The 23,275-nt window shown below is 70.5% G+C and carries 16 protein-coding genes and 2 rRNA genes; 16 read left to right on the top strand and 2 right to left on the bottom strand.

What is annotated here, in order from left to right; genetic code table 11:
- Positions 1–79: 79 nt before the first annotated feature.
- From NP064_RS09605 to pheT, 3 genes are all read left to right on the top strand, one after another.
- Positions 80–616 (top strand): GNAT family N-acetyltransferase, encoded by a 537-nt coding sequence (locus NP064_RS09605; protein WP_227570881.1) that lies wholly within the window; start codon positions 80–82, stop codon positions 614–616.
- Between the two features lie 239 nt (positions 617–855).
- The gene (gene pheS, locus NP064_RS09600) at positions 856–1,920 is read left to right on the top strand and encodes a phenylalanine--tRNA ligase subunit alpha (RefSeq protein ID WP_227570880.1); all 1,065 of its coding nucleotides are present in this window, start codon (positions 856–858) and stop codon (positions 1,918–1,920) included.
- Entirely contained in the window at positions 1,920–4,496 is a 2,577-nt protein-coding gene (gene pheT / locus NP064_RS09595; protein WP_227570879.1) for a phenylalanine--tRNA ligase subunit beta, read from the top strand. Before pheS ends, pheT begins: the two co-directional genes overlap by 1 nt.
- A gap of 99 nt (positions 4,497–4,595) precedes the next feature.
- Here the strand turns inward: pheT and NP064_RS09590 are convergent, their stop codons facing one another.
- Together NP064_RS09590 and NP064_RS09585 are read right to left on the bottom strand one after the other, a co-directional pair.
- A complete protein-coding gene (locus tag NP064_RS09590; protein ID WP_227570878.1) occupies positions 4,596–4,820 on the bottom strand; it encodes a hypothetical protein in 225 nt (74 codons plus the stop codon).
- 88 nt (positions 4,821–4,908) lie between these two features.
- Positions 4,909–5,892 (bottom strand): quinone oxidoreductase family protein, encoded by a 984-nt coding sequence (locus NP064_RS09585; RefSeq protein WP_227570921.1) that lies wholly within the window; start codon positions 5,890–5,892, stop codon positions 4,909–4,911.
- Positions 5,893–6,052: 160 nt separating this feature from the next.
- Here NP064_RS09585 and argC point away from each other — a divergent pair, with 160 nt between their 5' ends.
- The 13 genes from argC (at position 6,053) to NP064_RS09520 (ending at position 23,201) form a co-directional block, all read left to right on the top strand.
- Positions 6,053–7,123, top strand: a complete 1,071-nt coding sequence (gene argC, locus NP064_RS09580) for an N-acetyl-gamma-glutamyl-phosphate reductase (protein ID WP_227570877.1) — start codon at positions 6,053–6,055, stop codon at positions 7,121–7,123.
- Positions 7,120–8,283, top strand: a complete 1,164-nt coding sequence (gene argJ / locus NP064_RS09575; RefSeq protein WP_227570876.1) for a bifunctional glutamate N-acetyltransferase/amino-acid acetyltransferase ArgJ — start codon at positions 7,120–7,122, stop codon at positions 8,281–8,283. Before argC ends, argJ begins: the two co-directional genes overlap by 4 nt.
- Positions 8,280–9,311 (top strand): acetylglutamate kinase, encoded by a 1,032-nt coding sequence (argB, locus tag NP064_RS09570; RefSeq protein WP_227570875.1) that lies wholly within the window; start codon positions 8,280–8,282, stop codon positions 9,309–9,311. Before argJ ends, argB begins: the two co-directional genes overlap by 4 nt.
- On the top strand, positions 9,308–10,570 hold the full coding sequence (locus tag NP064_RS09565) for an acetylornithine transaminase (RefSeq protein WP_372456425.1): 1,263 nt from the start codon (positions 9,308–9,310) through the stop codon (positions 10,568–10,570). Before argB ends, NP064_RS09565 begins: the two co-directional genes overlap by 4 nt.
- Before the next feature lies 1 nt (position 10,571).
- Positions 10,572–11,504, top strand: coding sequence for an ornithine carbamoyltransferase (gene argF, locus NP064_RS09560; protein ID WP_227570874.1), 933 nt, complete (start codon positions 10,572–10,574; stop codon positions 11,502–11,504).
- Positions 11,501–12,046, top strand: coding sequence for an arginine repressor (locus tag NP064_RS09555; RefSeq protein ID WP_227570873.1), 546 nt, complete (start codon positions 11,501–11,503; stop codon positions 12,044–12,046). Before argF ends, NP064_RS09555 begins: the two co-directional genes overlap by 4 nt.
- 71 nt (positions 12,047–12,117) lie before the next feature.
- Complete coding sequence (locus NP064_RS09550; RefSeq protein WP_227570872.1) at positions 12,118–13,359, top strand: argininosuccinate synthase; 1,242 nt, start codon at positions 12,118–12,120, stop codon at positions 13,357–13,359.
- The gene (gene argH, locus NP064_RS09545; protein WP_227570871.1) at positions 13,352–14,776 is read left to right on the top strand and encodes an argininosuccinate lyase; all 1,425 of its coding nucleotides are present in this window, start codon (positions 13,352–13,354) and stop codon (positions 14,774–14,776) included. The genes NP064_RS09550 and argH overlap by 8 nt, the downstream gene beginning before the upstream one ends.
- A 2-nt stretch (positions 14,777–14,778) precedes the next feature.
- Complete coding sequence (locus NP064_RS09540; RefSeq protein ID WP_308015951.1) at positions 14,779–15,423, top strand: uridine kinase family protein; 645 nt, start codon at positions 14,779–14,781, stop codon at positions 15,421–15,423.
- Positions 15,424–15,470: 47 nt separating this feature from the next.
- Positions 15,471–16,181 carry a DNA-3-methyladenine glycosylase gene (locus tag NP064_RS09535; protein ID WP_227570918.1) on the top strand — a complete coding sequence of 237 codons (711 nt, stop codon included), beginning with the start codon at positions 15,471–15,473 and terminating at the stop codon, positions 16,179–16,181.
- Positions 16,182–16,244: 63 nt separating this feature from the next.
- Positions 16,245–17,507, top strand: coding sequence for a tyrosine--tRNA ligase (gene tyrS / locus NP064_RS09530; protein WP_227570870.1), 1,263 nt, complete (start codon positions 16,245–16,247; stop codon positions 17,505–17,507).
- Between the two features lie 662 nt (positions 17,508–18,169).
- A 16S ribosomal RNA gene (locus NP064_RS09525) occupies positions 18,170–19,693 on the top strand.
- 397 nt (positions 19,694–20,090) lie between these two features.
- Positions 20,091–23,201: ribosomal RNA gene (locus NP064_RS09520) — 23S ribosomal RNA — on the top strand.
- The 16S and 23S rRNA genes sit together here, the layout of an rRNA operon.
- The last annotated feature ends 74 nt before the right edge of the window (positions 23,202–23,275 follow it).

The following is a 23,275-nucleotide window of genomic DNA, read 5'->3' as shown; positions in this document are numbered from 1 at the left end:
CAGCGGCCTAAGGGGGCCTGAGGGGCACGTGCGCCGGCGCCGCGGCCAGACGCGGGGGAGATCTGGGACAGTGACGTGCGTGACCCTCACCGCCCATGTGACGCGCCCGATCGACCTCGACGACGCGCCAGCGCTCGTCGACGTCCTGCAGGCCAACCGCGCCTTCCTCGCACCCTGGGAGCCCGTCCGCGACGAGTCGTACTTCACGCTGGAAGGTCAGCGTGAAGTGGTGCGCCATGCCCTCGAGGCGCAGGGCGCCGGCCTGGGTCGGGCGCATGTCATCGTCCACGACGGCCGTGTGGTGGGCCGGGCCACCCTTGCCGGCGTCGTCCGGGGCGCACTGCAGTCGTGTGCCTTGAGCTACTGGGTCGCCGCGGAGCACAACGGCCGCGGCCTCGCGACGGCCTCCGTGGGGGAGCTCCTGGACGTCGCGTTCACGGAGCTGGGGCTGCACCGCGTCCAAGCGGAGACGCTGCCGCACAACGCCGCGTCGCAGCGGGTGCTCGCGCGCAACGGCTTCGTCCGGTACGGGCTCGCGCCGCGGTACCTCAGGATCGCAGGCGCCTGGCAGGACCACGTGATGCACCAGGTGCTCAACCCCGCCGCTGACGGCTAACGCGGTCAGTCCTCGTCGTCGTGTGGCAGCATGGGCGGCATGCGCGCTGGAACGACGCCGGCCGGGCGTGGTCGTCGATTTCCGTGGCCCGTCCTGGGGCCGCGCGGCTGACGCTGCGCACAGGACCGCAGCCGGCTGAGCCGGCGCCGCGGACGAGGCCGCCGGGCGGGCACCACTAGACTCTCCTGCTGGTCGCGCGCTCGTGCGCCGGCCGGTCCGTTCCCGCCTGGAAGGCCCGGATGTCCACCTCTGCGTCCCCCCTGTCCCCGCTCGACGCCCCTGGCGTCGAGGCCGCCCTCGCCGATGCCCTGGCCGCCCTCGAGCGGGCCTCGGACCTCGACGAGCTCAAGGCCGCGCGGCTCGAGCACGTCGGCGAGCGCAGCCCGCTCGCCCTCGCCAACCGCGAGATCGGCCAGCTGCCGCCCGCCGACAAGGCCGTCGCCGGCAAGCTCGTGGGCGCGGCCCGCGGCCGGCTCGGCAAGGCCCTGGCCGCCCGTCAGGAGCAGCTCGAGGCCGAGCGCGACGAGCGCGTGCTCGTCGAGGAGTCCGTCGACGTGACGCTGCCCGTCGACCGGCAGCCGCGCGGCGCCCGCCACCCCTTGGAGACCCTCCAGGAGCGGATCGCCGACATCTTCGTCTCGATGGGCTGGGAGATCGCCGACGGCCCCGAGGTCGAGGCGGAGTGGTTCAACTTCGACGCGCTGAACTTCGGCGTCGACCACCCCGCGCGTCAGATGCAGGACACGTTCTTCGTCGACTCCGGCGAGCCTGGCGTGGACTCGCACCTGGTGCTGCGGACGCACACCTCGCCGGTGCAGGCGCGCACGCTGCTGTCCCGCGAGCTGCCGGTGTACATCGCGTGCCCGGGCAAGGTGTTCCGCACCGACGAGCTCGACGCGACGCACACCCCGGTGTTCCACCAGGTCGAGGGCCTCGCCGTCGACAAGGGCCTGACCATGGCGCACCTCAAGGGCACGCTCGACCACTTCGCGCGGTCGATCTTCGGCCCGGACGCCACGACCCGGCTGCGCCCCTCGTTCTTCCCCTTCACCGAGCCCAGCGCCGAGATGGACCTGTGGTTCCCGCAGAAGAAGGGCGGGGCCGGCTGGATCGAGTGGGGAGGCTGCGGGATGGTCAACCCCAACGTGCTGCGCGCGGCGGGCATCGACCCCGACGTGTACACGGGCTTCGCGTTCGGCATGGGGATCGAGCGCACGCTGATGCTCCGGCACGGCATCGCTGACATGCACGACATGGTGGAGGGCGACGTGCGCTTCTCCGAGCAGTTCGGGATGGAGATCTGATGCCCCGCATCCCTCTGACGTGGCTCGCCGAGCACGTCGACGTCCCCGCCGGCACGACCGCCGAGCAGCTCGCCGCGGACCTGGTCCGGGTCGGGCTCGAGGAGGAGGCCATCCTCCCCGCGGCCGTGACCGGCCCGCTGGTGGTCGGCGAGGTCGTGGAGCGCACGCCCGAGGCGCAGAAGAACGGCAAGGTCATCAACTGGTGCCGCGTTGACGTGGGCGCCCACAACGAGGCCGACGGGACCCCCCGGGGCATCGTGTGCGGCGCGCACAACTTCGACGTCGGCGACCGCGTGGTCGTCGCGCTGCCTGGCGCGGTGCTGCCGGGGCCGTTCCCCATCGCCTCCCGCAAGACGTACGGGCACGTGTCGGACGGCATGATCTGCTCGGCCCGCGAGCTGGGCCTGGGCGAGGACCACGACGGCATCATCGTGCTGTCCCGGATCGGGATCGACGCAGAGCCCGGCGCCGACGCGCGCGAGCTGCTCGGTCTCGGCGAGGAGGTCCTCGAGATCAACGTGACGCCGGACCGCGGCTACTGCTTCTCGATGCGCGGCGTGGCCCGCGAGTACTCGCACTCGACCGGCGCGTCGTTCACCGACCCCGGTCTCGCGACGGCCGCGGACGTCGCGGTCTCCGGGGCTGCCGGTGGCGCGGGCTTCGGCGTCGAGATCACCGACGTCGCGCCGATCCACGGCGTGCCGGGCGCGGACCGCTTCGTCGCCCAGGTGGTGCGCGGGGTGGACGCGTCCGCCCCGTCGCCGGCGTGGATGCAGCGCCGCCTGACGCAGGCGGGCATGCGCCCGATCTCGTTGGCGGTGGACGTCACGAACTACGTGATGCTCGACCTGGGCCAGCCGTTGCACGCCTACGACCTGGCGCAGGTGGCCGAGCCGATCGTGGTGCGCCGGGCTCGTGCGGGGGAGCGGCTGCGCACCCTCGACGGCGCCGAGCGCGTGCTCGACCCGGAGGACCTGCTCATCACCGACAGCCCGGCGGGGGAGCGCGCGTCGCGCATCCTCGGCCTGGCCGGCGTGATGGGCGGCGCCGAGAGCGAGGTGGCGTCGGGTACCAGCGACTTGCTGATCGAGGCCGCGCACTTCGACCCGATCACCGTGGCCCGCACGGCGCGGCGCCACAAGCTGCCCAGCGAGGCGGCCAAGCGCTTCGAGCGCGGCGTCGACCCGCGGCTGCCGCGGGTGGCGGTCGCGCGCGTCGTGGAGCTCCTGGTGGAGCACGGCGGCGGCACGCCCGAGCCCGCGGTGACCGACGTCGACCGGACGCCGGCTCCCACGCTGATCAGCCTGCCGCTCGACCTGCCGGGCCGGATCGTGGGGGTGGAGTACACCCCGGACCAGGTGCGCGAGACGCTCGACGAGATCGGGTGCGTCGTGCGCGGGGACGCAGGCGCCGCGGTGGTCGAGGTGCAGGCGCCGACGTGGCGCCCCGACCTGGCCGAGCCGGTCGACCTGGTCGAGGAGGTCGCGCGGCTGCGCGGCTACGACGCGATCCCGTCGGTGCTTCCCGCGGCTCCCGCGGGCCGCGGCCTGACCGACGAGCAGCGCGCCCGGCGCGCGGTGGCCCGGGCTCTCGCCGCGGCCGGGTACGTCGAGACGCTCAGCTACCCGTTCGTGGGCGCCGAGCAGCACGACGCGCTGACCATCCCCGCGGACGACGCCCGACGCCAGGCCCTGCGGCTGCTGAACCCGCTGTCCGACGCGCGCCCCGAGCTGCGCACCACTGTGCTCGAGACCCTGCTCGAGACGGCTCGTCGCAACGTGGGCCGTGGCACGGGCGACCTGGCGGTGTTCGAGGTCGGCCTGGTCACCCTGCCCACCGCCGGGGCCCCGGCGCCGCCCAGCCTCCCGGGGGCCGTCCGGCCGTCGGATGCCGACCTCGCGGCCCTCGACGCGGGTGTGCCCGCGCAGCCGCGGCGGGTGGCCGGCGTGCTCGCCGGCCAGCGCGAGCGCTCCGGCTGGTGGGGCGCGGGACGGCGGGCGGACCACACCGACGCGATCGCCGGCGCCCTGCTGGTGGCCGAGGTGGCGGGGGCGCCCGTGACCGTGGTCGCGGACGGCTCGCGTGCTCCGTGGCACCCCGGCCGCACGGCGCGGCTGGAGACCTCTGACGGCCGGCTCGTCGGGCACGCGGGAGAGCTGCACCCCAAGGTCGTCGCTGCCCTGGGGCTGCCTGAGCGGGCGGCCGCGTTCGAGGTGGACCTCGATGTGCTGCTGGACGCGGCGGGCTCCGAGCCCGTGCAGGCGCACGAGGTCTCGACGTTCCCGGTCGCCAAGGAGGACATCGCGCTCGTGGTCGATTCCTCCGTTCCGGCGGCCGAGGTCGATGCCGCGGTGCGCGCGGGCGCGGCGGCGAGCCCTGCGGGCGACGTGCTCGAGGAGCTGCGGCTGTTCGACGTCTACACCGGCGCCCAGGTTGGCGAGGGGAAGAAGTCGCTGGCCTTCTCGCTGCGGCTGCGTGCGGCGGACCGGACGCTCACGGCCGAGGAGGCCGCGGGCGTGCGCGAGGCCGTGGTGGCCGAGGCGGGTCGACGGGTCGGTGCGGTGCTCCGGGCCTGATCGCCGCCTCCCGAGCCCTCAGCCCAGACGCCCGCGCCCACCTCGGTGGACGCGGGCGTCGTGCTGGGCGGGGTCGCCGCGCCTGTCAGGCTTGCCGGTTCACGCGCGGACGCCGGACCCCGCGGGCAGCGGGCACGTCCATTGGGCGTCGGACCAGGACCACCGCGCGCTGACGCTCACGCCGTCCACGTCCGCGCAGGCCGGGCGCCGGAGCCCGTAGGACGCGTACCCGATGACGAGGGTCACGGTGAGCAGCACCACGAGGACCGCGGACAGGCGCCGGAGCCACGGGGGCGACGGCTCGTCGCCCTCGAGCGGGATCACGGCGTGCCCCCGCCGCGCAGGGCGCAGGCTGCCGGCGCGTGAGCGGCGCGGCCTCGTGGCTGGTGGCGTGACGCTGACGGCGACCGTGTCATGGCAGCAGGAGGACCTTCCCGGTGGTGGCGCGGCCCTCGAGGGCCCGGTGGGCATCGGCCGCCTCCGCCAGAGGGTAGGCGGCGCCGATCCGCACGTCGAGGAGCCCGGCCGCGATGGCGGCGAACAGCTCGCCGGCGCGCCAGAGGAGCTCCTCGCGGGTCGCGGTGTAGTGCCCGAGGGTGGGGCGTGTCAGGTAGAGCGACCCGGCGGCGTTGAGGCGCTGGGGGTCGATCGGGGGCGCCGGCCCCGAGGCCGCTCCGAAGAGGGCGAGGCCGCCCCGGGGGCGTAGGGAGGCGAGCGATGCCTCGAAGGTGGCGCGTCCGACGCCGTCGAAGACCGTGTGCACGCCCGCGCCGCCGGTGAGATCGCGCACAAGGGTGGGGAGCTCGGCGGTGAGGTCGTCGAGCTCGGTGTACCGGATGACGTCGGTGGCGCCGGCCTCCCGCGAGAGGGCCTCCTTGGCCGGGGCGCCCACCGTGGTGATGACTCGCGCGCCGCGGGCCGCGGCGAGTTGTGTGAGCAGCAGGCCCACGCCGCCGGCGCCGGCGTGGACGAGCACGTCCTGGCCGGGGGTCACAGGGAAGGTCGAGGCGGCGAGGTAGTGGGCGGTCAACCCTTGCATGGGGATGGCGGCGGCGACCTGGTCGTCGACGGCGTCGGGCACGGGCAGGGCGATCGCCGCGGGCACCAGTACCAGCTCGGCGTAGGAGCCGGGCGCGGATGCCCACGCGACCCGGTCGCCCACGGCGATGTCACTCACCTCGGCGCCGATCGCCACGACGCGGCCGGCGCCCTCCGATCCCACGGTGTGGGGGAAGGACGCGGGATAGAGGCCCGACCGCCGGTAGGTGTCGACGAAGTTGACGCCCGCGGCGGCCACCCGCACCAGCACGTCGGTGGGACCGGGCTCGGGGTCGGGGCGCTCGACCAGGCGGAGGACGTCTGGGCCGCCCGGTGCGGTGGCGTCGATGGCACGCATGCCCTCGGCAACGCGGGCCGCCACGGGAACATTCCGCCGCCGGCGTGGGCGCGCGGCCCACGCGCAGGTCAGGACGCGGTGAGATGATGGGTGGCGGTGCGGCGCGAGGCTCTCGGATGCTGGGACCTCGACGTATCAAACTGCACTCGGGTGTATGTTCATGCACATGACTTTCACGGTTGCCGTCGCAGGGGCGAGCGGATACGCGGGCGGCGAGATCCTGCGGATCCTGCTCGGCCACCCCGAGGCGAAGATCGGGGCGCTCACCGCGCACAGCAACGCCGGGACGCCCCTGGGCTCGCATCAGCCGCACCTGCGCAGCCTGGCCGACCGCATGCTCGCCCCCACCGCCGTCGACGAGCTCACCGGGCACGACGTGGTCGTGCTCGCGCTGCCCCACGGCGCCAGCGGCGAGCTCGCAGCCGCGCTCGCGGACCGCGGTGACCACGCGATCGTGCTCGACCTCGGCGCCGACCACCGGCTCACCGACGCCGCGGCGTGGCAGGAGTACTACGGCAGCCCGCACGCCGGCACCTGGCCCTACGGGCTGCCCGAGCTGCTGCACGCGGGGGAGAAGACGGCCGCCCAGCAGCGCGCCGAGCTGGCGTCCGCACGGCGCATCGCGGTGCCCGGCTGCAACGTCACCGCCGTCACCCTGGGGCTCCAGCCCGGCGTCGCGGCGGGGGTCATCGAGCCCACCGACCTCGTCGCTGTGCTCGCCAACGGGTACTCCGGCGCGGGCAAGAGCCTCAAGACGCACCTGCTCGCGAGCGAGGCGCTCGGCAGCGCCCAGCCCTACGCGGTGGGCGGCAGCCATCGGCACATCCCCGAGATCCGTCAGAACCTCGCCGTCGCGGGCGCCCCGGACGTGACGATCTCCTTCACGCCCACCCTGGTGCCCATGCCGCGGGGCATCCTCGCGACCGCCACGGCCCGCCTCGTGCCGGGGACCGACCCGGCCACGGTCCGCGCCGCCTGGCAGGAGGCGTACGCGGACGAGCCGTTCGTCCAGCTGCTCCCCGAGGGGGAGTGGCCGAGCACCGCCGCGACCCTGGGCGCCAACACGGCGCTGGTCCAGGTCGCGGTCGACGAGCGGGCCGGCCGCGTGGTCACGGTCACCGCGATCGACAACCTTGTCAAGGGCACCGCCGGTGGCGCCGTGCAGTCGCTCAACCTCGCGCTCGGGCTGCCCGAGACCGCGGGTCTCGCGCAGGACGGGGTCGCGCCGTGACCGTCACCTCCCCGAAGGGCTTCCGGGCGGCGGGCGTCACGGCAGGGCTGAAGGCCTCCGGGCGCCCGGACCTCGCGCTCGTCGTCAACGACGGCCCGCTGCGCGTCGCGGCCGGGGTTTTCACGACCAACCGCGTCGTCGCGGCGCCGGTCGTGTGGTCGCGCCAGGCCGTGGCTGACGGCGTCGCGCACGCCGTGGTGCTGAACTCCGGGGGCGCCAACGCCTGCACGGGCCCGGAGGGGTTCGGCGACACGCACCGCACCGCCGAGCACGTCGCCCAGGCGCTCGACACCTCGCCTGGCGACGTCCTGGTGTGCTCGACCGGCCTGATCGGCGAGCGGCTGCCCATGGATCTCCTGCTCCCGGGCGTCGACGCGGCCGCCGAGGCGCTCAGCACGCAGGGCGGCGAGGCCGCCGCCACGGCGATCATGACCACCGACACCGTCGCCAAGACTGTGCACGTGGCGGGCGACGGGTGGTCCGTGGGCGGTATCGCCAAGGGGGCGGGCATGCTGGCGCCCGGCCTCGCGACGATGCTCGTGGTCCTCACCACCGACGCCGCGATCGCGGCTCCAGCGGCGGACGACGCCCTGCGGGCCGCGACCCGGACGACGTTCGACCGGGTCGACTCCGACGGCTGCATGTCGACGAACGACACCGTGCTGCTGCTCGCCTCGGGCGCCTCCGGCGTCGTCCCGGAGCCCGCCGCGTTCCTCGACGCGCTCACCCAGGCCTGCGCCGAGCTGGCCCGGGCGCTCGTCGCCGACGCGGAGGGCGCGAGCCACGACATCGCCGTCACCGTCATCAACGCCACCACGGAGGACGCGGCCGTGGCCGTGGCCCGCGCCGTGACCCGCTCCAACCTGTTCAAGGCCGCGGTGTACGGCAACGACCCCAACTGGGGCCGGGTGCTCGCCGCCGCTGGCACGGTGCCCGCCGACGTCGCGCCCTTCGACGCCGACCGGCTGGACGTCAGCATCAACGGCGTCCAGGTCTGCCGTGCCGGGGGAGTGGGCGAGGACCGCAGCCTGGTGGACCTCGCCGCCGCCCGCGAGGTGCAGGTGCTGCTGGACCTGCACGCCGGTGGCGCGAGCGCCACCGTGTGGACCAACGACCTCACGCACGACTACGTCCACGAGAACAGCGCGTACTCGACATGAGCGGGGGCCAGGACCTGAGCCAGCACGACGTGAGCAACCAGAGCGACGAGGAATTCGTGTTCAACACCCGCACCGACCTGCGCGCCGACCAGAAGGCCGAGGTGCTCATCGAGGCCCTGCCGTGGCTGCAGCGCTTCAGCGGCGCGCTCGTGGTCGTCAAGTACGGCGGCAACGCGATGGTGGACGAGCGGCTCAAGCGCGCGTTCGCCGAGGACATGGTGTTCCTGCGCCAGGTCGGCCTGCGCCCCGTCGTGGTGCACGGCGGCGGTCCCCAGATCAACACCATGCTCGACCGGCTGGGCATCGAGAGCGAGTTCCGCGGCGGCCTCCGCGTCACCACGCCCGAGGCGATGGACGTGGTCCGGATGGTGCTGACCGGGCAGGTGTCGCGTGAGCTCGTGGGCCTGCTCAACGCGCACGGCCCGCACGCGGTCGGGCTCTCGGGCGAGGACGGCGGCCTGCTGCAGGCGCGCCGCCGGCACGCCGTGGTCGATGGGCAGCTGGTGGACGTGGGCCTGGTCGGCGACGTCGTGCAGGTCAACCCGTCCGCGGTGATCGACCTGCTCGACGCCGGGCGCATCCCGGTCGTCTCGACGGTCGCCCCCGACATCGACGACCCCACGCACGTCCTCAACGTCAACGCCGACACCGCCGCCGCCGCGCTCGCCGTGGCCCTGGGCGCGCGCAAGCTCATCGTGCTGACGGACGTCGAGGGGCTCTACACGAGCTGGCCGGACCGGACGTCGCTGGTGCGCCGCATCCGCGCGGCCGAGCTGGCGGACCTGCTGCCGGCCCTGGACTCAGGCATGCGTCCGAAGATGGAGGCCTGCTGGCGGGCTGTCGAGGGCGGTGTCGGGCGAGCGCACGTCATCGACGGGCGCGAGCCCCACTCGATCCTGGTGGAGGTGTTCACCACGGAGGGCATCGGCACGATGGTGCTGCCCGACGACGAGCCCGTCCCCTCGCCGTTCACCGGCCAGCTGCCAGTGGTCGGGGTCGACGTCTCGCACATGGGAGGACCGCTGTGAGCTCGGAGCTGGACGCGCGCGACGACGCCACCACCCTCACGGCGCCTGACTCCGGCGCGCACTGGTCGCAGCGGTACTCGGCTGCCGTGATGGACACGTTCGGCTCGCCGCAGCGCGTGCTGGTGCGCGGCGAGGGCCCCTACGTCTGGGACGCCGACGGCAACCGCTACCTCGACCTGCTCGCGGGGATCGCAGTCAACGCGCTCGGGCACGCGCACCCCACGCTCACCGCGGCGATCTCCGCGCAGCTGGGGACTCTCGGGCACGTGTCGAACTTCTTCGCCACGCCCACCCAGGTGGCGCTCGCCGAGCGGCTGCTCGCCCTGGCGGAGGCCCCCGCGGGGTCGCGGGTGTTCTTCGCGAACTCCGGCACCGAGGCGAACGAGGCGGTCGTGAAGATGGCGCGCCGCACCGGGCGCCGGCGAGTCCTCGCCCTGGAGGGCTCGTTCCACGGGCGGACGATGGGGGCCCTCGCGCTGACCCACAAGCCCGCCTACCGCGAGCCGTTCGAGCCGCTGCCCGGCGGGGTGGAGTTCTTGCCGTTCGGGGACACGGACGCGTTGGAGGCGGCCTTCGCCCAGGACGGCGAGGACGTCGCCGCGCTCGTGCTCGAGCCCGTGCAGGGCGAGGCAGGCGTGCGGGCCCTCCCGCCGGGGTACCTCGCGCTGGCGCGGCGGCTCACGGCCGAGTCGGGCGCCCTGCTCGCGCTCGACGAGGTCCAGTCCGGCATGGGCCGCACCGGCGCCTGGCTCGCCCACCAGCACCCGCGCCTGGGCGGCGGCATCCGGCCCGACGTCGTGACCCTGGCCAAGGGCCTCGGCGGCGGCTTCCCGATCGGCGCCGTCGTCGCGTACGGCGAGCACGCCGCGACGCTGCTCGGGCGCGGCCAGCACGGCACCACCTTCGGCGGCAACCCGGTGGCCGCCGCCGCCGGGCTGGCCACCATCGGCGTGATCGAGCGCGACGGGCTGCTGGCTCATGTGCGAGCGCTGGGCGACCAGTGGCGGGCGGACCTGACGGCCCTGGGCCACCCGCTCGTCCGGGAGGTGCGCGGCGAGGGGCTGCTCATCGCCGTCGAGCTCACCGCCCCGGTGGCGGCCGAGGCCGCCTCGCGCGCGCTCGAGGAGGGCATCATCGTCAACCCGTGCGCGCCGTCCGTGCTGCGCCTGGCGCCGCCCCTCATCCTCACTGCCGAGCAGGCGGGCCAGTTCACGGCCTTCCTGTCCCGGCTGCCCCACGACCTCGGCACGGAGGCCTGACATGGCGCGCCACTTCCTGCGCGACGACGACCTGGACCACCACGAGCAGCGGGAGGTCCTCGAGCTCGGGCTGGCGTTCCGCGACGACCGGTTCCTGCGCACCCCGCTCGCCGGGCCGCGCGCGGTCGCGCTGCTGTTCGACAAGCCGTCCACCCGGACCCGGGTGTCCTTCGCGGTCGGGGTCGCCGAACTCGGCGGGTACCCGATGCTGATCGACGGAGCGAGCTCCCAGCTCGGCCGCGGCGAGCCCGTCGAGGACACGGCGCGGGTGCTCGACCGGCAGTGCGCGGCCATCGTGTGGCGCACCTTCGCCCAGGAGCGCGTCGAGCAGATGGCGTCGGCCTCGGCCGTTCCGGTCGTCAACGCCCTGACCGACGAGTTCCACCCGTGCCAGGTCCTCGCCGACCTCATGACGGTCGCGCAGCTGCGCGGCGGCGTGGACGCGCTGCCCGGCATGACGCTGTCCTACCTGGGCGACGGCGCCAACAACATGGCGAACTCCTACGTGCTGGGCGGCGTCACCGCCGGCCTGCACGTGCGCGTCGGCACCCCCCGGCAGTACCAGCCGGACCCGGCGGTGCTCGCCAAGGCCCGTGAGGTCGCCGCCGAGACGGGCGGGTCGGTGCTCGTGACCGACCACCGCGACGACGCGCTCGCCGGGGCCGATGTGATCGCCACCGACACCTGGGTGTCGATGGGCCACGAGCAGACGGCCGGGTCGCGGGCGGAGCCGTTCGCGCCGTTCCAGGTCAACGACTCCGCCCTCAAGCTGGCCGCGGCCGACGCCGTCGTGCTGCACTGCCTGCCCGCCTACCGCGGCAAGGAGATCACCGCCGAGGTCATCGACGGCCCGCAGTCGGCGGTGTGGGACGAGGCCGAGAACCGACTGCACGCCCAGAAGGCGCTGCTCACGTGGCTGTTGGAGAACTCATGAGCGCCGGAGTCACCGGGCAGGCCGCCGACCTGCGGCAGACCGTCCCCCAGACGAAGGCGGCGCGGCACGCGCTCATCACCGGGCTGCTCGCGCGCCGGTCGGTGCACTCGCAGGCCGAGCTCGCCGACGCGCTCGCGGAGGAGGGGGTCTCTGTCACCCAGGCGACGCTCTCGCGCGACCTGGTCGAGCTGCGGGCCGTCAAGATCCGCACGGCCAGCGGAGCCCTGGCGTACGCGGTGCCGGCCGAGGGCGGGGACAGGACGCCGGCGCTCGGGGACTCGGAGGCGCTCGCGGCACGGCTCGCCCGGCTGTGCGCCGAGCTGCTCGTGACCGCGGAGGCGTCGGGCAACCTCGTGGTGCTGCGCACGCCGCCGGGAGCCGCGCAGTTCCTCGCCTCCGCGATCGACCACTCCTTCCTTCCCGCCGTGCTGGGCACGATCGCCGGCGACGACACGGTCCTCGTGATCGCCCGCGAGACCGAGAACGGCGCCGACGGGGCCTCCCTGGCGGCGCGATTCCTGAGCTTGGCGTCGGACGGCTGAGCCGATCCCGCCTCGCCGGCGCCCCCGCGCCGGCTCACCTGAACAGTTCCCTGCGATGAGAAGAGATATTCATGACTGAGCGCGTCGTCCTCGCCTACTCGGGCGGCCTGGACACCTCTGTGGGCATCGGCTGGATCGCCGAGGCCACCGGCGCCGAGGTGATCGCCGTGGCGGTCGACGTCGGCCAGGGCGGCGAGGACCTCGAGGTCATCCGCCGCCGTGCGCTCGACTGCGGCGCCGTCGAGGCGTACGTCGCCGACGCGCGCGACGAGTTCGCCACCGAGTACTGCATGCCGGCCCTCAAGGCGAACGGCCTCTACCTCGACCGCTACCCGCTGGTCTCCGCGATCTCCCGCCCGGTCATCGTCAAGCACCTGGTGCGGGCCGCCCGCCAGTTCGGCGCGACGACCGTGGCGCACGGCTGCACCGGCAAGGGCAACGACCAGGTCCGCTTTGAGGTGGGCATCACCTCGCTGGCCCCCGACCTCACGTGCCTCGCGCCGGTGCGCGACCTCGCGCTGACCCGCGACAAGGCGATCGACTTCGCCACGAAGCACTCGCTGCCCATCGAGACGACCAAGCACAACCCGTTCTCGATCGACCAGAACGTGTGGGGCCGCGCGGTCGAGACCGGCTTCCTCGAGGACATCTGGAACGCGCCCACCAAGGACGTCTACACCTACACCGACGACCCGACGTTCCCGCCGGTCGCCGACGAGGTCGTCATCACCTTCGAGCAGGGCGTGCCCGTGGCGCTCGACGGCGTGCCGGTCACCCCGCTGCAGGCCATCCAGGAGATGAACCGCCGGGCGGGCGCGCAGGGCGTGGGCCGCATCGACATCGTCGAGGACCGCCTGGTCGGCATCAAGTCCCGCGAGGTCTACGAGGCCCCCGGCGCGATCGCCCTCATCGCCGCGCACCAGGAGCTCGAGAACGTCACCGTCGAGCGCGAGCAGGCCCGCTTCAAGAAGGGCGTCGAGCAGCGCTGGTCCGAGCTGGTGTACGACGGCCAGTGGTTCTCGCCGCTCAAGCGCTCGCTCGACGTGTTCGTCGAGGACACCCAGCGCTACGTGTCGGGCGACATCCGCATGGTGCTGCACGGCGGCCGCGCCACGGTCACCGGCCGGCGCAGCGACGCCAGCCTGTACGACTTCAACCTGGCGACCTACGACACGGGCGACACGTTCGACCAGTCGGCGGCCAAGGGGTTCATCGAGATCTACGGCCTGACCTCCAAGCTGTCCGCCGCGCGCGACGTGCGGTTCGGCAACGCCGAGGACCTGGGCGCCGCGGGCGGGATCACCGGTGCCTGAGAGCCCGGCCGACGGCGCGCGGGTGAGCCTGTGGGGCGGCCGGTTCGCCGGCGGCCCCGCGGACGCGCTCGCGGCGCTGTCGAAGTCGACGCACTTCGACTGGCGCCTCGCGGGCCATGACATCGCTGGCTCGGTCGCCCACGCCCGGGTGCTGCACGCCGCGGGGCTGCTCGACGACGCCGAGCTCGCGGGGATGGTCGACGCCCTGGGCCGCCTGCGCGCGGACGTCGCCTCCGGGGCCTTCGGGCCGGCCGAGGACGACGAGGACGTGCACACGGCCCTCGAGCGCGGGCTGATCGAGCGCGCGGGCGCCGAGCTCGGCGGCAAGCTGCGCGCCGGGCGCTCGCGCAACGACCAGATCGCCACGCTGGTGCGCATGTACCTGCGCGAGCAGGCCCGCACGCTCGGCGGCCTGGTGCTCGACGTCGTCGACGCGCTGATCGACCAGGCGGCGACGGCGGGGGACGCGCCCATGCCGGGGCGCACGCACCTGCAGCACGCCCAGCCGGTGCTGCTCGGCCACCATCTGCTGGCGCACGCGTGGCCGCTGCTGCGCGACGTGGAGCGTTGGACGGACTGGGACGCGCGCGCCGCGGTCTCGCCCTACGGCTCGGGGGCGCTCGCGGGCTCCTCGCTGGGCCTGGACCCGGCGGCGGTGGCCGCCGACCTGGGCTTCGACGCGAGCGTGGAGAACTCGATCGACGGCACCGCGTCGCGCGACGTGGTGGCGGAGTTCGCCTTCGTGGCGGCCATGACGGGCATCGACCTGTCCCGGTTCGCCGAGGAGGTTGTGATCTGGGCCACCAAGGAGTTCGGCTTCGTCCGCCTGGACGACGCCTACTCCACCGGGTCGAGCATCATGCCGCAGAAGAAGAACCCGGACGTCGCCGAGCTCGCGCGCGGCAAGGCAGGACGCCTGGTGGGCGACCTGACCGGGCTGCTCACCACGCTCAAGGGCCTGCCGCTCGCGTACAACCGGGACCTGCAGGAGGACAAGGAGCCGGTGTTCGACCAGGTCGACACCCTCGCCGTCCTGCTGCCCGCTTTCGCGGGGATGACGGCGACCTTGACGTTCGACACCGAGCGGATGGCGGCCCTCGCGCCGCAGGGCTTCTCGCTCGCGACCGACATCGCCGAGTGGCTGGTGCGCGAGGGCGTGCCGTTCCGTGTGGCGCACGAGGTGGCGGGGGCTTGCGTGCGGGTGTGCGAGGACCGCGGCATCGAGCTGTGGGACCTGTCCGACGACGAACTCGCCGCGGTGTCCCCCCACCTGACGCCCGAGGTCCGCTCGGTGCTGACGGTCGAGGGCTCGCTGGCCTCCCGCTCTGCCCGCGGCGGCACCGCGCCCGTCCGCGTGCGCGAGCAGCTCGAGCGGGCCCGCTCCCGCTCGGCTGAGCTTCGGTCCTGGACGGACTAGGGGTGCTCGGCACGGCGGCGCGGTCCGACGACGCGGGGTCCGACGACGCCGCGTCGTCGTCGCGCGTCGCGGGGGAGGACGTGGTGCGGCTGACCGTCGCCCGCGTCCTCTCCGGCCGCCCTCGCCTGGGCCCTGTCCGACTGGTGTGCGTCGACGGCCCCGCAGGCTCGGGCAAGTCGACGTTCGCCCAGCGGCTCGCGAGAGGGCTCCGCTCGCACGGGGCCGACGCGTCCGTGCTCGGGCTCGACGACGTGTACGACGGCTGGTCGGGGCTCGAGGGGAGCCTGTGGCCGCGGCTCTCCGCCCAGGTCCTCGAGCCGCTGCGCAGGGGGGCGCCCGGACGGTTCCAGCGCTACGACTGGCACGCCGGCGCCTTCGCGGAGTGGGTGGACGTGCCGGTCCCCGCGGTGCTGGTGCTCGAGGGCTGCGGGTCCGCTCGACGCGCCGCGGACCCGGACGCGACGCTGCGGGTGTGGGTCGAGGCGCCGGAGGAGCTCCGGCTCTCACGAGGCCTCGAGCGCGACGGCGCGGCGATGCGCGACCACTGGGTGCGCTGGATGTCCGACGAGGCCGATCACTTCGCGCGGGAGCACACCCGTGAGCGGGCCGACGTCCGCCTCGACGCGTACGGCAAGATGTCGGCATGAGCACGGGGCCGGCGGTGGACGACATGGACGGCGCACAGCCGCCTGCCATGCCGTCCGGCGAGCCGCTCGCCGGCGACGCGGTCTTCGGCCCCGCTCCCGCGCGCGTCTGGTACGCCCGCGACGCCCTCTCCGTGGCGAGGGACCTCCTCGGGGCCTACCTCACCGCGCGGTCTGCCGCTGGCGACGTCACGCTGCGGATCACCGAGGTGGAGGCCTACGAGGGCGCCGACGACCCCGCGTCGCACGCGTTCCGAGGCCGGACGGCCCGGAACTCCGCGATGTTCGCCGAGCCGGGGCGGCTGTACGTCTACCGCCACCTCGGGCTGCACCACTGCGTCAACGTGGTGACCCGGCCGAGCGGTGAGCCCGCCGCCGTGCTGCTGCGCGCCGGGGAGGTCGTCGAGGGCGCCGAGCTGGCCCGCGAGCGACGCCTGCGCGCCGGGGTCGTGGACTCCGACCGCCAGCTGGCCCGCGGCCCCGCGCGGCTCGCTGTCGCCCTCGGGCTGGACCTGGCCGCCAACGGCGCCGATGTGACCGAGCCTGGCGGCGGCGTGGTGCTGCACCGGCGCGAGCCGCTCGTCGCCGCGTCGCACGTCGCCTCCGGCGCCCGGGTGGGCGTCGGCGGGCCGGGCGCCGACGTGGGCCGGTTCCCGTGGCGGCTGTGGCTCGCCGACGAGCGCACCGTGTCCGCCTACCGTCCCGGCTATCGCCCGCCGGCGTCGAAGAGCAGCCCGCGCAGCGGGGCGACGTCGGCCTGAGACCAGCCACCCGCAGGACCATGGACGTCGGGGGCCACCGCCCCCGGACAGAGGAGAACAGCTGTGACGCACATCCTTGACGAGCTCGCCTGGCGTGGGCTCGTCGCCCAGAGCACCGACCTCGACGCGCTCCGAGCAGCGCTCGACGAGCAGCCGGTCCGCCTCTACTGCGGTTTCGACCCGACCGCGCCGAGCCTGCACATTGGCAACCTCGTGCAGATCCTCACGGTGCGCCGGCTGCAGCTCGCCGGGCACATCCCCTTCGCCCTCGTCGGCGGGGCCACCGGGCTCATCGGGGACCCGAAGATGACGGGGGAGCGGACGCTCAACGCGCCCGAGGTCGTGGCGGGCTGGGTCGAGCGGATCCGGCGCCAGATCGAGCCGCTGCTCGACTTCGACGGGCCTGCCGCGGCCACGATGGTCAACAACCTCGACTGGACGGCGTCGTTGTCCGCCATCGACTTCCTGCGCGACGTCGGCAAGCACTACCGCCTCGGCACGATGCTGGCGAAGGACACCGTCGCGCGTCGGCTCAACAGCGACCAGGGCATCAGCTTCACGGAGTTCAGCTACCAGGTGCTGCAGGGGATGGACTACCTCGAGCTGCACCGCCGGCACGGCGTGAGCCTGGAGACGGGCGGCAGCGACCAGTGGGGCAACCTCTTGTCGGGCGTGGAGCTGATCCGCAAGGCCGAGGGCGTCGCCGTGCACGCGCTCACGACGCCGCTGATCACGAAGGCCGACGGGACCAAGTTCGGCAAGACGGAGAGCGGCACGGTGTGGCTCGACCCCGAGCTCACCTCGCCGTACGCCTTCTACCAGTTCTGGCTCAACGCGGACGACGCCGACGTGGTCGGGTACCTCAAGGTCTTCACCTTCCGCACCCGTGCGGAGATCGAGGAGCTCGAGCGGGCGGTCGCCGAGCGGCCCGCGGCGCGGGAGGCCCAGCGTGCGCTCGCGCACGACGTCACGTCGCTCGTGCATGGGGCGGCCGCCGCCGACCAGGTGGTCGCCGCCAGCCAGGCCCTCTTCGGGCGCGGCGACCTCGACGGCCTCGACCCGGCGGTGCTCGGCGCCGCAGTGGCCGAGCTGCCGACCGCTCCGGGCCGCGTGGGAGACCCGCTCGTCGACCTGTTCGCGGCGACCGGCATCGCGGCCAGCAAGGGGGCCGCCCGCCGGGCGATCGCGGAGGGCGGCGCCTCGGTCAACAACGTCAAGGTGGCCGACGAGTCCGCGGTCCTCTCCGAGGAGCAGCTGCTGCACGGGCGGTGGGCACTGCTCCGCCGCGGCAAGCGGACCCTGGCCGTGGTCGACGCCCAGGCCTGAGAGCCCACCCGTGGGCCGCGCGAGGCCCCCTGACCTGGCCTCGCGCGGCTCACGGGGATGTGGTCGGCATCACGCACCCGCCAAGTTGACGCTCCCGCCGGCCGCGCGTAATGTTCTGGAGGTCGCCCTGCCAGGGAGGAACGGACACCGAGGGTTGAACCTCGGAGGCCGGTCCCCGGAGGAGCGACCAACCCAGATGCAGTAGTTGAACGCCTTCGGGCGTCGGCTCTGTGTGTCGGGTCGGAGGTGATCGGCCAGGCCGCGACGAGCGGTCGGAGCCGGCGCGAAACTCCGGTAGAGTGGAGACATCGCCTGAGGGAACGCCCCGAACGGCCGCCGCGAGGTGGTCAGGGAGGGAAACGAACTCAGGTAAGATTGAATAGCCGCCTCACGAGGGCCCGAGAGGGTCTGACGGGATGAGCGTCTGTTCCTTGAGAACTCAACAGTGTGCCAAGTAGTCGATGCCAAGATGGTTCATCGTCTGGTGGTTCCCCGCTTTTTGGTGGGGGGTTGCTGGTTGGTGAGTCTTGGTTGACATGGAGGCGTTGTCCACCCCGTGGGTGGCGTCTTCGAATCAGCCGAATTAACTGGCCCTGCTTTCGGGTGGGGCTGTTTCGTGTGTCGGTTTCCTTGCCGCTTCGGTGGTGGGGTGCCATGAGACATCTACGGAGAGTTTGATTCTGGCTCAGGACGAACGCTGGCGGCGTGCTTAACACATGCAAGTCGAACGGTGACGACAGGGCTTGCCCTGTCTGATCAGTGGCGAACGGGTGAGTAACACGTGAGTAACCTGCCCTTGACTCTGGAATAACCGCGGGAAACGGCGGCTAATACCGGATACGAGACGCACAGGCATCTGTAGCGTCTGGAAAGATTTATCGGTCAAGGATGGGCTCGCGGCCTATCAGCTTGTTGGTGGGGTGAAGGCCTACCAAGGCGACGACGGGTAGCCGGCCTGAGAGGGCGACCGGCCACACTGGGACTGAGATACGGCCCAGACTCCTACGGGAGGCAGCAGTGGGGAATATTGCACAATGGGCGCAAGCCTGATGCAGCGACGCCGCGTGAGGGATGACGGCCTTCGGGTTGTAAACCTCTTTCAGCAGGGAAGAAGCGAAAGTGACGGTACCTGCAGAAGAAGCGCCGGCTAACTACGTGCCAGCAGCCGCGGTAATACGTAGGGCGCAAGCGTTGTCCGGAATTATTGGGCGTAAAGAGCTCGTAGGCGGTTTGTCGCGTCTGCTGTGAAAACCTGAGGCTCAACCTCGGGCTTGCAGTGGGTACGGGCAGACTAGAGTGCGGTAGGGGTGACTGGAATTCCTGGTGTAGCGGTGGAATGCGCAGATATCAGGAGGAACACCGATGGCGAAGGCAGGTCACTGGGCCGCAACTGACGCTGAGGAGCGAAAGCATGGGGAGCGAACAGGATTAGATACCCTGGTAGTCCATGCCGTAAACGTTGGGCACTAGGTGTGGGGCTCATTCCACGAGTTCCGTGCCGCAGCAAACGCATTAAGTGCCCCGCCTGGGGAGTACGGCCGCAAGGCTAAAACTCAAAGAAATTGACGGGGGCCCGCACAAGCGGCGGAGCATGCGGATTAATTCGATGCAACGCGAAGAACCTTACCAAGGCTTGACATACACCGGAAAAGTGCAGAGATGTGCTCCCCGCAAGGTCGGTGTACAGGTGGTGCATGGTTGTCGTCAGCTCGTGTCGTGAGATGTTGGGTTAAGTCCCGCAACGAGCGCAACCCTCGTCCTATGTTGCCAGCGGGTCATGCCGGGGACTCATAGGAGACTGCCGGGGTCAACTCGGAGGAAGGTGGGGATGACGTCAAATCATCATGCCCCTTATGTCTTGGGCTTCACGCATGCTACAATGGCCGGTACAAAGGGCTGCGATACCGCGAGGTGGAGCGAATCCCAAAAAGCCGGTCTCAGTTCGGATTGGGGTCTGCAACTCGACCCCATGAAGTCGGAGTCGCTAGTAATCGCAGATCAGCAACGCTGCGGTGAATACGTTCCCGGGCCTTGTACACACCGCCCGTCAAGTCACGAAAGTCGGTAACACCCGAAGCCGGTGGCCCAACTCGCAAGAGGGGGAGCCGTCGAAGGTGGGACTGGCGATTGGGACTAAGTCGTAACAAGGTAGCCGTACCGGAAGGTGCGGCTGGATCACCTCCTTTCTAAGGAGCATCTGGCCAGGTCTCTTCGGGGGCCGGGTCCAGGCCCATGTCCCCGGCCGAACGAGCCGGGGGTGGAGCTCAAGGGTGGAACATCGACTATGGCCGGCCTCGCGCTGGCCTCCTTCTAGTACGTCTCGGGTTCGCCCGGGTCTGGAACACGAGGGGGTCTGATCGGGTCGGCTGGGCACGCTGTTGGGTCCTGAGGGAACAGCCGGAAGGTTGTTGTCTCGGGTTGCCCCGCTGGCTCGTCTTCGGATGGGTTGCGGTGGGGTGGCTGGATACGGGTCCGTGTGATCGGTCGAACCGCCCAGTTCTGGGTAGGCGCCGGTGTCAGCGCGGGGATCGTTCGTAGCTTGAGAACTGCACAGTGGACGCGAGCATCTTTGTAGAATTTTGTGGTCAAGTTTTTAAGGGCACAGGGTGGATGCCTTGGCACTAGGAGCCGATGAAGGACGTAGTAGCCTGCGATAAGCCTCGGGGAGTTGGCAAACGAACCGTGATCCGAGGATCTCCGAATGGGGAAACCCCGCTGGAGTCATGTCCAGTGACCCGCACCTGAATATATAGGGTGTGTGGAGGGAACGTCGGGAAGTGAAACATCTCAGTACCGACAGGAAGAGATATTCCGTGAGTAGTGGCGAGCGAAAGCGGATCAGGCCAAACCGTATGCGTGTGATAGCCGGCAGGCGTTGCGTGTGCGGGGTTGTGGGACCTTTCAGCTGGTTCTGCCGAATCAGCAGGGAGTCAGAAAGCCGCGTTATAGTCGAAGGGCATTGAAAGGCCCGGCACAGAGGGTGTGACCCCCGTAGACGAAATGACGTGGCCTCCCGAGGGGGATCCCAAGTAGCACGGGGCCCGAGAAATCCCGTGTGAATCCGGCAAGACCACTTGCTAAGCCTAAATACTACCTAGTGACCGATAGCGGACAAGTACCGTGAGGGAAAGGTGAAAAGTACCCCGGGAGGGGAGTGAAATAGTACCTGAAACCGTGTGCCTACAATCCGTTGGAGCCTCCCTAGCAGGGGTGACAGCGTGCCTTTTGAAGAATGAGCCTGCGAGTTAGTGGTACGTGGCGAGGTTAACCCGTGTGGGGAAGCCGTAGCGAAAGCGAGTCCGAATAGGGCGATACAGTCGCGTGCTCTAGACCCGAAGCGAAGTGATCTAGCCATGGGCAGGTTGAAGCGCGGGTAAGACCGCGTGGAGGACCGAACCCACTTGGGTTGAAAACCGAGGGGATGACCTGTGGTTAGGGGTGAAAGGCCAATCAAACTTCGTGATAGCTGGTTCTCCCCGAAATGCATTTAGGTGCAGCGTCACGTGTTTCTTACCGGAGGTAGAGCTACTGGATAGCCGATGGGCCCCACAAGGTTACTGACGTTAGCCAAACTCCGAATGCCGGTAAGTGAGAGCGTGGCAGTGAGACTGCGGGGGATAAGCTCCGTAGTCGAGAGGGAAACAGCCCAGACCACCAGCTAAGGCCCCCAAGCGTATGCTAAGTGGGAAAGGATGTGGAGTTGCACAGACAACCAGGAGGTTGGCTTAGAAGCAGCCACCCTTGAAAGAGTGCGTAATAGCTCACTGGTCAAGTGATTCCGCGCCGACAATGTAGCGGGGCTCAAGCATACCGCCGAAGCTGTGGCATTCACACAATAGCTTAGCCTTCGTGGTTCAGGCGTGTGGATGGGTAGGGGAGCGTCGTGTGGCGAGTGAAGTCGCGGGGTGACCCAGCGGTGGACGCCACACGAGTGAGAATGCAGGCATGAGTAGCGAAAGACGGGTGAGAAACCCGTCCGCCGAATGACCAAGGGTTCCAGGGCCAGGCTAATCCGCCCTGGGTAAGTCGGGACCTAAGGCGAGGCCGACAGGCGTAGTCGATGGACAACGGGTTGATATTCCCGTACCGGCGAAGAACCGCCCATACCGACCCCGGTGATGCTAAGCGCCCGAAGCCGTCCATCGTCCCTTCGGGGACACCGGACGGGGGAGCGCGCGACCCGAGCCGGCAGTAGGTAAGCGCATTAACAGGGGTGACGCAGGAAGGTAGCCCAGCGTGGCGATGGTAGTCCACGTCCAAGGTTGTAGGGCGAGAGGTAGGCAAATCCGCCTCTCACATAGCCTGAGAACTGATGGTGACCGCGAATGCGGGATGATTGGGTGATCCTATGCTGCCAAGAAAAGCCTCGGCGCGAGGTTCTAGCCGCCCGTACCCTAAACCGACTCAGGTGGTCAGGTAGAGAATACTAAGGCGATCGAGAGAATCGTGGTTAAGGAACTCGGCAAAATGCCCCCGTAACTTCGGGAGAAGGGGGGCCCGAAGCGTGATCCCACTTGCTGGGGGAGCGTGGACGGCCGCAGAGACCAGGGGAAAGCGACTGTTTACTAAAAACACAGGTCCGTGCGAAGTCGCAAGACGATGTATACGGACTGACGCCTGCCCGGTGCTGGAAGGTTAAGAGGACGGGTCAGCCGCAAGGCGAAGCTCAGAATTTAAGCCCCAGTAAACGGCGGTGGTAACTATAACCATCCTAAGGTAGCGAAATTCCTTGTCGGGTAAGTTCCGACCTGCACGAATGGCGTAACGACTTTCCCGCTGTCTCAACCGCGAACTCGGCGAAATTGCACTACGAGTAAAGATGCTCGTTACGCGCAGCAGGACGGAAAGACCCCGGGACCTTTACTATAGCTTGGTATTGGTGTTCGGTGCGGCTTGTGTAGGATAGGTGGGAGACTGTGAAGCCGGCACGCCAGTGTCGGTGGAGTCAACGTTGAAATACCACTCTGGTCGCTCTGGATATCTAACCTCGGTCCGTCATCCGGACCAGGGACAGTGCCTGGTGGGTAGTTTAACTGGGGCGGTTGCCTCCTAAAATGTAACGGAGGCGCTCAAAGGTTCCCTCAGCCTGGTTGGCAATCAGGTGTCGAGTGCAAGTGCACAAGGGAGCTTGACTGTGAGACTGACAGGTCGAGCAGGGACGAAAGTCGGAACTAGTGATCCGGCGGTGGCTTGTGGAAGCGCCGTCGCTCAACGGATAAAAGGTACCCCGGGGATAACAGGCTGATCTTGCCCAAGAGTCCATATCGACGGCATGGTTTGGCACCTCGATGTCGGCTCGTCGCATCCTGGGGCTGGAGTAGGTCCCAAGGGTTGGGCTGTTCGCCCATTAAAGCGGTACGCGAGCTGGGTTTAGAACGTCGTGAGACAGTTCGGTCCCTATCCGCTGCGCGCGCAGGAAACTTGAGAAGGGCTGTCCCTAGTACGAGAGGACCGGGACGGACGAACCTCTGGTGTGCCAGTTGTTCCGCCAGGAGCACGGCTGGTTGGCTACGTTCGGAAGGGATAACCGCTGAAAGCATCTAAGCGGGAAGCCTGCTTCAAGATGAGGTTTCCATGGGGACTAGTGCCCCGAGAGGCTCCCAGCTAGACCACTGGGTAGATAGGCCGGATGTGGAAGGCAGGACGAAAGACTGCTGGAGCTGACCGGTACTAATAAGCCGATGACTTCACCACACTACATTGCTACGCGTCCACTGTGCGGTTCCCGAGATACGAACGGGAATCATCCCGAGATTCATATCTCCATA

Origin of the sequence: Cellulomonas chengniuliangii, from assembly GCF_024508335.1 — a bacterium.
GTDB lineage: Bacteria > Actinomycetota > Actinomycetes > Actinomycetales > Cellulomonadaceae > Cellulomonas_A > Cellulomonas_A chengniuliangii.
This window is presented reverse-complemented; position numbering and strand designations above follow the sequence as displayed.